Source organism: Exiguobacterium sp. s128, assembly GCF_018618815.1.
Taxonomy (GTDB): domain Bacteria; phylum Bacillota; class Bacilli; order Exiguobacteriales; family Exiguobacteriaceae; genus Exiguobacterium_A; species Exiguobacterium_A antarcticum.
Genome location: NZ_JACSMT010000035.1, coordinates 19,658 through 27,928, shown reverse-complemented (window position 1 = coordinate 27,928; position 8,271 = coordinate 19,658). Strand labels below are relative to the sequence as shown.

Annotated in this window: 11 protein-coding genes and 1 tRNA gene; 8 read left to right on the top strand and 4 right to left on the bottom strand. The window is 44.0% G+C overall.

What is annotated here, in order from left to right:
• Window positions 1–146 precede the first annotated feature (146 nt).
• The gene (yhfH, locus tag KNQ13_RS12195) at window positions 147–293 is read right to left on the bottom strand and encodes a protein YhfH (protein ID WP_251135546.1); all 147 of its coding nucleotides are present in this window, start codon (window positions 291–293) and stop codon (window positions 147–149) included.
• A 192-nt stretch (window positions 294–485) separates the two neighbouring features.
• On the opposite strand from yhfH, the gene KNQ13_RS12190 reads away from it, so the two are divergent.
• Together KNQ13_RS12190 and KNQ13_RS12185 are read left to right on the top strand one after the other, a co-directional pair.
• Window positions 486–1,112 carry a nitroreductase family protein gene (locus KNQ13_RS12190; protein WP_026830874.1) on the top strand — a complete coding sequence of 209 codons (627 nt, stop codon included), beginning with the start codon at window positions 486–488 and terminating at the stop codon, window positions 1,110–1,112.
• A 161-nt stretch (window positions 1,113–1,273) separates the two neighbouring features.
• Window positions 1,274–1,346, top strand: a tRNA-Val gene (locus KNQ13_RS12185).
• Window positions 1,347–1,384: 38 nt separating this feature from the next.
• On the opposite strand, the gene KNQ13_RS12180 is transcribed toward KNQ13_RS12185, so the two are convergent.
• Window positions 1,385–1,522 carry a DUF1541 domain-containing protein gene (locus tag KNQ13_RS12180; protein WP_251027450.1) on the bottom strand — a complete coding sequence of 46 codons (138 nt, stop codon included), beginning with the start codon at window positions 1,520–1,522 and terminating at the stop codon, window positions 1,385–1,387.
• 384 nt (window positions 1,523–1,906) lie between these two features.
• Between KNQ13_RS12180 and KNQ13_RS12175 the strand changes: the two genes are divergently transcribed.
• The 4 genes from KNQ13_RS12175 to KNQ13_RS12165 are packed head-to-tail and all read left to right on the top strand — an operon-like array spanning window position 1,907 to window position 4,526.
• Complete coding sequence (locus tag KNQ13_RS12175) at window positions 1,907–3,268, top strand: sensor histidine kinase (protein ID WP_209548411.1); 1,362 nt, start codon at window positions 1,907–1,909, stop codon at window positions 3,266–3,268.
• 4 nt (window positions 3,269–3,272) lie between these two features.
• Window positions 3,273–3,713 (top strand): response regulator transcription factor, encoded by a 441-nt coding sequence (locus tag KNQ13_RS16240; RefSeq protein WP_312846199.1) that lies wholly within the window; start codon window positions 3,273–3,275, stop codon window positions 3,711–3,713.
• Window positions 3,707–3,952 carry a winged helix-turn-helix domain-containing protein gene (locus KNQ13_RS16235; RefSeq protein ID WP_312846198.1) on the top strand — a complete coding sequence of 82 codons (246 nt, stop codon included), beginning with the start codon at window positions 3,707–3,709 and terminating at the stop codon, window positions 3,950–3,952. Before KNQ13_RS16240 ends, KNQ13_RS16235 begins: the two co-directional genes overlap by 7 nt.
• A gap of 13 nt (window positions 3,953–3,965) precedes the next feature.
• The gene (locus KNQ13_RS12165) at window positions 3,966–4,526 is read left to right on the top strand and encodes a histidine phosphatase family protein (RefSeq protein ID WP_034774487.1); all 561 of its coding nucleotides are present in this window, start codon (window positions 3,966–3,968) and stop codon (window positions 4,524–4,526) included.
• Window positions 4,527–4,574: 48 nt separating this feature from the next.
• Here the strand turns inward: KNQ13_RS12165 and KNQ13_RS12160 are convergent, their stop codons facing one another.
• Together KNQ13_RS12160 and KNQ13_RS12155 are read right to left on the bottom strand one after the other, a co-directional pair.
• Complete coding sequence (locus KNQ13_RS12160; protein WP_026830876.1) at window positions 4,575–6,062, bottom strand: phytoene desaturase family protein; 1,488 nt, start codon at window positions 6,060–6,062, stop codon at window positions 4,575–4,577.
• Window positions 6,063–6,084: 22 nt separating this feature from the next.
• Window positions 6,085–6,630, bottom strand: a complete 546-nt coding sequence (locus KNQ13_RS12155; protein WP_014969523.1) for a methyltransferase family protein — start codon at window positions 6,628–6,630, stop codon at window positions 6,085–6,087.
• A 231-nt stretch (window positions 6,631–6,861) separates the two neighbouring features.
• Here KNQ13_RS12155 and KNQ13_RS12150 point away from each other — a divergent pair, with 231 nt between their 5' ends.
• Both KNQ13_RS12150 and KNQ13_RS12145 read left to right on the top strand, forming a co-directional pair.
• The gene (locus KNQ13_RS12150) at window positions 6,862–7,674 is read left to right on the top strand and encodes a D-alanyl-D-alanine carboxypeptidase family protein (protein ID WP_034774489.1); all 813 of its coding nucleotides are present in this window, start codon (window positions 6,862–6,864) and stop codon (window positions 7,672–7,674) included.
• 92 nt (window positions 7,675–7,766) lie between these two features.
• Window positions 7,767–8,243 carry a hypothetical protein gene (locus tag KNQ13_RS12145; RefSeq protein ID WP_026830877.1) on the top strand — a complete coding sequence of 159 codons (477 nt, stop codon included), beginning with the start codon at window positions 7,767–7,769 and terminating at the stop codon, window positions 8,241–8,243.
• Window positions 8,244–8,271 lie beyond the last annotated feature (28 nt).

Genomic DNA, 8,271 nt, shown 5'->3' with positions numbered 1-8,271 from the left:
ATGTGGTGTGGTAACTCCATTCTACACGAGGCCGTTATGGGCTTTTTGTGTTTTCCGTCAGGTGTTGCACTTAATATTACAATTCGTCAGACAAAAAAAGAAGTCAATCCGCTAACGGAGACTTCTTTTTGCATGTCACTCAGTGATCAGTGTTCTGTAACAGCACACTCGTCACACTCTGTTTTATACGATTCGCACTGTTCATCCATTTCTTTTCCGCAATGTGAGCAGGTTTTGACCGGAAGCTGGCGATAAAATTCGGGCGACGTTTCTTGGTAAAGGGGTTGTTCCATCATGTTTTCCTCCTCGTGTTAGTAAATGTGTCCGCAAATAACACTTAATTTATTTTATTGTACTAGTACAGTTTGATTTAGTCAACCTTTGTTTTATAACAGATGAATTTTAGATAAGTCTTGTCGTATGACAGTCGACACACAGGATGATACGATAACAAAGTAAACAGATAAACTTAGAGGGGGATCATCATGAATCAGACATTACCTGAAACATTAGCACTTTTAACAGAACGTCGTTCGGTTCGTCATTACGACGAGACCTTTAAACTATCCGAACAGGAAGTACAGGAACTTATCGAATTAACGACAGCTGCACCAAGTGCCTGGAACTTACAGCATTGGCATTTCTTGGCGTTCCATTCAGAAGAAGCAAAACAACAACTGGCTCCGATTGCTTATAATCAACCTGCCGTCAGTTCCTCTTCAGTCGTCATTGCAGTTCTCGGGGATCTGCAGGCAAACCGGAACTACAATCCCGTATACGGACCGGCAGTCGAGGCGGGCGGAATGACAGAAGACTTGTTTGATTCCATTAAAGGACAAGTAGAGGGAGCTTATCAAAGCGAAGTCTATGCCCGTGATGCAGCGATGTCGAATGCGAGCCTGGCTGCGATGCAACTGATGTTGGTTGCGGAAGCGAAGGGGTTATCGACGCTCGCAATGGGTGGGTTCAACCATCAAACCTTTACAGAAACGTTCATTACAGATGAGCGGTATGTGCCTGTCATGTTGATTGCAGTTGGAAAGGCAGTCGAAAATGCGAAAAAACGTCCGACACTCCGATTACCGGTTGATCAGGTAACAACGATCTTATAACAGGAGACGGGACTGAAAAAAGCCTGTATTTCTTGATGCGTGGTGTGCTTCAGTCCCATTTCTAGTTCTTTTTCATATTTTTTTAGAAAAGTACTTGTCAGATTGTTAGTTTCTTGCTATATTAATACATGTCCTAGCAAGTACATCACGTACTGCATCATGATTCTGTAGCTCAGCTGGGAGAGCGCTACCTTGACAGGGTAGAGGTCGCTGGTTCGAGCCCAGTCAGAATCATACCAAAAGCCCGTTCATCCTATGATGAGCGGGCTTTTTTAGTTATCTGCCTGCAGGTCGTCCTCTGTGACCCATTTATGGTGTTTGACGGTTTTTCCGCCTGTTGTTGGCTTGAAATCGACCCTGTATACTGTCGTTTGTTCAGTACGATCAATCGTTGCGTCAGCACCGTCCATCCCTTGCATGTGATCGGAAGAGAGGATGACTTTAGCGTTATCCTTAAACTTCGGGTCCTTTGCTTGTTTGAGCCCGTTCGGAATTTTCCATCACTCGAATGCATCATTCCATCATGCGAAGCATTCATATCGTCATGCATGTCATGGGAACTAGACTTTGAATCCGTTCCGCAAGCACCCAGACCTAAAACGGTAGTGAGTGCAACGGTTGTGACAAGTAGTTGTTTTTTTCATCTGCTTTCCCCCCTAAACTGATTTGATTACGTTAGTATTATACCCATGCTTTGTGCAGAGAGCGTGACGATTTAGATTCAGCGTGTCTGATGTACAAGTTCGATTAAAAAATCTTTAAACTTATATCCTAGAAAGACAAGGAGGGGTGACATGAAACACATTTCTCATTACATCGGCTTACTCGTTTTAACGGCGATACTTCTCATCGGAAGTGTTCTGTTTAGTACGTTATATTTGAATCTCGTGAATCAACGCACGGATGAAGTGATATTGGGCTTGCTGAACCGTGGAAACACGCATCGTGACGTCTTGGAAGAATCATTTAACAAAGAAACAATCGAACACGTCAGCCTGATGGAATCTGCTTCTGAATTTATCGTCGTCATTACCGACGAAAAAGGAACCATCTTGAACGCTTCGAATCGTTTAACAGAAGAAATGAGAAAAGAATTGACGCATACTGAAATGAAGAATCAACGTAAAGACATGGTCCTCCAAACACCAACGGAACAAGGGGATTTTTTGATGACGGATAGTCCGATTGAAATCTCGGGTGTTCATCAGGGACATGTGTTTATGTTTGCACCGGAAGCTTTGATTCAACAAGTCGTCAAACCATTAAGACAACAGTTTATTCAAGTTGGTGTCATCGCAGTCTTCTTATCACTGGTCACCGTAGCCATATGTACACGACTGATTTCAAGACCACTCATTAAAATGGAACGGGCGACTGCAAAATTGAGAGACGGACATCTCGAAGTGGATTTGCCGATCAATCGTTCCGATGAACTCGGTGCATTGGCAAGATCGATCACACAGTTAGCAAACGATCTGGATTATGTAAATCGAGAACGAACAGAATTTTTGGCCCATATTTCGCATGAACTGCGAACACCACTGACGTACGTAAAAGGATATGCCGATATATTAAGTCGTCCGAATTTACCGGAATCCGAAAAGACCATGTACCTGTCGATTATCAAAGAAGAAAGTGACCATCTGAGCCAATTGATTGAACAGTTGATGTTCCTGGCTCGGTCAGATGAAAACGAATTTGTAGTAAAACGGTTGCCTCTTGCTCTTGATCAGGTCATCTTATCGATTGCTGAAAAAACAAGACCTGCCATCGAAGAAAAAGGACTTCAGTTTGTTGTTTCCGGTCATCCTGTGCTGGTGACTGGAGACGAAATTCGACTCGGGCAAGTCATTTTGAATCTGTTGGACAATGCACGGAAGTACACAGAAACTGGTGAAATTGAAGTACGGTACGGAACAAATGATATCGGACCTTATTTTACGATCAGGGACACAGGAATCGGGATTGCTGAAGAGGCATTACCGCATGTGAAAAAACGATTGTATCGGAGTGAGCCATCACGTTCAAGAAGTCACGGAGGATCTGGTCTCGGATTAACGATTGCGACGGCGATCGTTCAAGCGCATGATGCGTTACTCGATATAAAAAGTGAACCGAATGCTGGGACGATTGTGACGGTGCAATGGAAGGGATGAAGAGATGGGACGTATATTAATCGTCGACGATGAACAGCGGATGCTGCAGTTGATGAAGTTGTATCTAACACCTCACGGGCATACGTGTCACCTGGTCGATTCTGCGGAAAAAGCACTTGAACTTGTCCGAACAGTACCAATCGACTTGGCATTACTCGATGTCATGATGCCTGAAATGGACGGATGGATATTGTGTCAAAAAATACGGCAGTCAGCTGATTTTCCGATCATCATGTTGACGGCACGAAATCAAAAGGACGATATTTTACGGGGGCATGAAGTAGGGGCGGATGACTATGTCGCAAAACCGATTCATGAAGGAGAATTACTGGCACGGATCGAATTATTGATTGGTCGAGTCAAAAATGAAAGTGAAACATTTCAAGGACTGTACTACGATCCTGCTTCGTATCAATGTACCTTTGATCAGAAAAAAAATTGCTGACGAAAACGGAATTTCAGCTTTTAGGGAAACTGTTAGCTTCGAAAAACAGGATCTTATCAAGAGAACAACTCGTCATGTCGCTTTGGGGAGAGAAACAATTGATTGAGCCGCGGACGATCGATTCCCACATTCGGCATCTTCGTGAAAAATTGCGCCGCTTCGGTTTTCCGATTGACTGTTATTTAGAGACGGTTCGCGGAGTCGGATACCGGTTGATCGAGCGGACGACAGAGGTTTGAGAAGGAGTCCCGTATGACAACAATTTATCTAGTCCGCCACGCCCATTCGACGTATTCGGCAGAGGAAGAAACACGCCCGTTATCTGAACGGGGAATGGTTGATGCGAAACAGTTGCTTTCGCTATTTCGGGAAATCAAAATAGACGACATCTATGCGAGTCCATACCAACGGGCGATTGAGACCGTTCAACCATTAGCGGAACAACGTGAGTTGACGGTTCATGAAGCAGCTGATTTCCGAGAACGCGTCTTGGCGCCAGGAAGACTTGACGATTTTCGACATGCCGTCCAGTTCGTCTGGGAACACCCAACCGAAAACCCATACGGCGGTGAATCCAATGAAGAGGCGAAACAACGTATCGTTCAAGGAATTCGGCAAATCTTGACGAAACATGAAAATGAAACTGTCGTGATCGGCACACACGGGAACATCATGGTGTTGTTGATGCAGTTTTTTGATCCGGCATACGATTATGACTTCTGGAAAACGTTAAAGATGCCAGCGGTTTATCGTATGGTGTTCAAAAACGGAGAATGTCATCAGATTAAAGAAATCGCGCAGCGTTCCTACTAAAAAACAGGAGACCACCCCTTCCGTGAAGGGACAGTCTCCTGTTTTTGATTATGCTTTTACTGGATTTTCGTGTTTTTGGATTAAATCAGCTGTCAGTTGTCCGGACAATGTGACCATCGGGACACCGCCGCCTGGGTGCGTTGAACCGCCGACAAAGTAAAGACCTTCGTAAAGATCACTCTTCGATGGAATCTTGAAGCCACCGTTCTTTTTGCGGTCAGCCGCTACTCCATAAATCGATCCACCGTTTGGACCATAAAGTGCTTTCAAATCTTCTGGTGTGAAACGATACTCAAATTCGATCGATTCACGTAAATCGGTTAACCCCATTCGTTCCAATTTATCCAGTACGACTTCACGATACGCGTCCCAGTCGGTTTGCCCATCTTGTTTCGTCAGTGGCGGCACGTGAGTCAAGACAAATAGATTATCCTTTCCTTCAGGTGCTTGAGAAGGATCCGATTTGGATGAGACACCCACATAAATCGTTGGATCCTCTGGTGGGACACCGTCTTTGAACATCTGAGCAAATTCACGTTCGGGATCATCAGAGAAGAAGAAGTTATGATGTTTCAAGTCCTTGTATTCTCGATTGACCCCAAGTAACAAAACAAGTCCCGAGACAGATGGAACAAACGACTGATTTAGTTTTTTAGCGTGTTTTGGTCCTTTTTTGTCTGCAACGAGGTTTTGGTACGTCGGAATGACTTCAAGGTTCGAGACGACGACGTCCGCGGGATAAAAGACACCCTCTGTCGTTTCTACACCAATCGCACGTTTACCTTCCGTGACGACTCGGGCAACGGGTGTATTGACATGGACCGTCACACGAAGTTCATCAAGAACCGTCTTCATGGCGCGGGCGATATTGTACATACCACCTTTTACGTAATAAATACCGAGACCCATCTGAACATAAATCATTTGGTTGAAGACGGCAGGGGCTTCATATGGATTGGATCCGACATACATGACCATATAATTGAACAGCTGTTCGAGGTATTTATTATTCAGGTGTTTTTTAGTTCCGCTGGCTACCGTATTGAGTGGATCCATCTTAAGTAATTCAGACATCGTATGATATTTTTTTAAGTCTTTTAAGTCTTCGAGACTGTACTTATAGAAGCTATCTAAACAAAGGTCGTACATTTTTTTCGAATAACTGAACAATTCGACGAAGTCTGCTTGAGCGGAGACTTTCTTGAATTCTTCCAACATCCCTGGAAGGTCACCTTTTACGTCAAGTTGTGTCCCATCTTCGAAAAACGTCCGCCATTGTGGTTCAATGCGTTCGATTTCTAGATAGTCATCGAGACGGCGGTGAACGCTCGTGAAGAGTTGTTCGAGTACCCAAGGCATCGTCAGGATGGAAGGACCCGTATCAAATGTAAATCCATGACCACTACGTTGGTTCAATTTGCCGCCGACATTCCCGTTTTGTTCAAGCATCGTGACCTCATAACCATCTCCTGCGAGACGAATTGCTGCTGACATACCTGCTAACCCTGCTCCAATGACAACTGCTTGTTTCTTCAAAAAAATCACATCTCCTTATGTCTTAGTAGATAAACGGAATCAATCGTTTTCTAGCACTGGCCCACTCCGTATAAACCGAACCAAATCCTGCTGTTAAAAGTTGTTCCTCGATTCGAATTCGATGAAGTAAGGCGAAAAACATGATGATTCCGGCGAATACCGTTAAAATTAGATTTCCGAAATAGAGAGGGAAACCGACTGTGATGAACAATAGACCTGTGTAGAGTGGATGGCGCAAGACACGATAGGGACCCGTACTGACAAGTTGATCTCCAGGATTGACGGCGACATGGCGTGTAAACTGATGTTTTAGATGATAAATGCCCCAGTAACGTAAGAGGACGCCGCCGCTTAATAAGAAAAGACCAAGTTGCTTTTGGAAGAGAAGTGCTTCTGAACTGCTAAAGAGAACGGATAACAGAATGGTAACGATCAAAGTAGCTAAAATGAGATAAAAACTTCGTCGTTCTTCGAGTGGAGATGGTTCCTTCTCACGGTTTCGAAACAAAAATAATTCGAGTAACCAAAGAAGAGACACGGCGATGAAGGCATCATCCAAAATGGTCATGTAGATTCGCCCCTGACTGAATACAATCATTATTTAAAGAAAACGCATACAGACAATATTTACCCGAACAAAACAAGATTCAATCATCTAGAACAGATTCATTTGATGAAAATAGGGAATTAAATCATTTTTGTTACACGATGGACAAAAAATGGTTGTGTCTTAAAATGAATGCTATTCTAAAATCAAAGATTAATTACCCTGTTTTGGAAAAAAGGAGTTATGAGACGTATGAAAAACATCAAAAAACCGTTATTGGCTATATTGGCAGTCGCTACGCTGACCGTCAATTTTTCAGTAGCGGCAGAAGCTTCGACCTACCGTCAAGCAAAAACACCACTTAACCTTCGAACCGGTGCATCGACAGAAAAAGCGATCACCACTGTAATTCCGACAGGTGTCTATATTAACGAATTAAGCAGACTCGGAACTTGGTCAAAAGTCCGTTATGGGACAAAGACAGGGTATGCGAGTACAAAATATTTGTTAACCGATCAACAAATCGGAGGAAAGCGGATTGGAAAGACATTGATTGTTAATCCGAATCATCCACTCCGTTCGTCATACGCACCTGGTGAAAGTACCGTCGCACGGGCTGCGTTTGAAAAAATGAGGCTCGCTGCCAAAAAAGAAAAGATAACGATTGTTGCGTTCAGTACATATCGTTCCTATGCGTACCAAAAAGCACTGTTTGAAAAATATGTTGCACGGGATGGTTTTGAAAAGGCGAGCACGTACAGTGCGCAACCAGGTGAAAGTGAACATCAGACGGGTCTCGGGTTTGATATCGGAGGAGCAGATGCTTCGAAATATGCCAAGTTTAGCTTTTCGAGTACAAAAGAAGCAAAATGGTTGGCAGTCAATGCGCATCGTTATGGTTTCCATCTCCGGTACCCGCTCGGCAAAGAAGCTTGGACCGGTTACACGTACGAAAGCTGGCATTTCCGTTACGTCGGTGCGACGCTTGCGACACGGTTAAAAGCAAGTGGCTTGACGATGGAAGAATACTATCAATTGGCGCCGGGAAAACCGATGCTCCCTTAGGAGGTTTCATTTCCGTCATCAAATGGTAAACAATTGGTGTGTCATTCATCGTGCAGCGGTTGCGGTCTGTCTTCTTGAAAGAGGTGGAAGCTGTGGCTAAAAAAGACGAAAAGCATCATATCATTACCTTTACATTTGATGAAGAAGCGACATCGTACCAAGTGTTCAGCGAACTCAAGAAGTATCATGCGAATGGTCAAGTTGATTTTGAACAAATCGCCGTCATTAAACGAAGTGAGAACGGGGCCTTTTCGTTTGAAGATGCGATTGACTTAAGTGGTTCCAATAAAGCGTTTAAAGGTTCCTTGATCGGTATGGCCGTCGGGATTCTCGGAGGGCCATTCGGCATCTTGTTAGGGTCGATGACAGGGATGCTGATTGGTGGCTCAAAAGAGTTAAAAGAGAATCAAGCCATCCAGGAAACGTTTAAGCGGACGCTTGGTGTCATTCCACCGGGAAAAACGGGAATCATTGCGATCGGGGAAGAGTTTGAACCTTCTGTTCTCGACGGTCTTGTCGCCAAACATAATGGAACCATCGATCGGACAGATGAATTACTTGAAAAATAATCCAGACAAAAATCCTTCTCTCGTTCGA

Bases quoted from the DNA above. Each gene is read 5' to 3' on its own strand.
- yhfH (WP_251135546.1), bottom strand. From the start codon at position 293: ATGGAACAACCCCTTTACCAAGAAACGTCGCCCGAATTTTATCGCCAG.
- KNQ13_RS12190 (WP_026830874.1), top strand. From the start codon at position 486: ATGAATCAGACATTACCTGAAACATTAGCACTTTTAACAGAACGTCGT.
- KNQ13_RS12180 (WP_251027450.1), bottom strand. From the start codon at position 1,522: ATGGACGGTGCTGACGCAACGATTGATCGTACTGAACAAACGACAGTA.
- KNQ13_RS12175 (WP_209548411.1), top strand. From the start codon at position 1,907: ATGAAACACATTTCTCATTACATCGGCTTACTCGTTTTAACGGCGATA.
- KNQ13_RS16240 (WP_312846199.1), top strand. From the start codon at position 3,273: ATGGGACGTATATTAATCGTCGACGATGAACAGCGGATGCTGCAGTTG.
- KNQ13_RS12165 (WP_034774487.1), top strand. From the start codon at position 3,966: ATGACAACAATTTATCTAGTCCGCCACGCCCATTCGACGTATTCGGCA.
- KNQ13_RS12155 (WP_014969523.1), bottom strand. From the start codon at position 6,630: ATGACCATTTTGGATGATGCCTTCATCGCCGTGTCTCTTCTTTGGTTA.
- KNQ13_RS12150 (WP_034774489.1), top strand. From the start codon at position 6,862: ATGAAAAACATCAAAAAACCGTTATTGGCTATATTGGCAGTCGCTACG.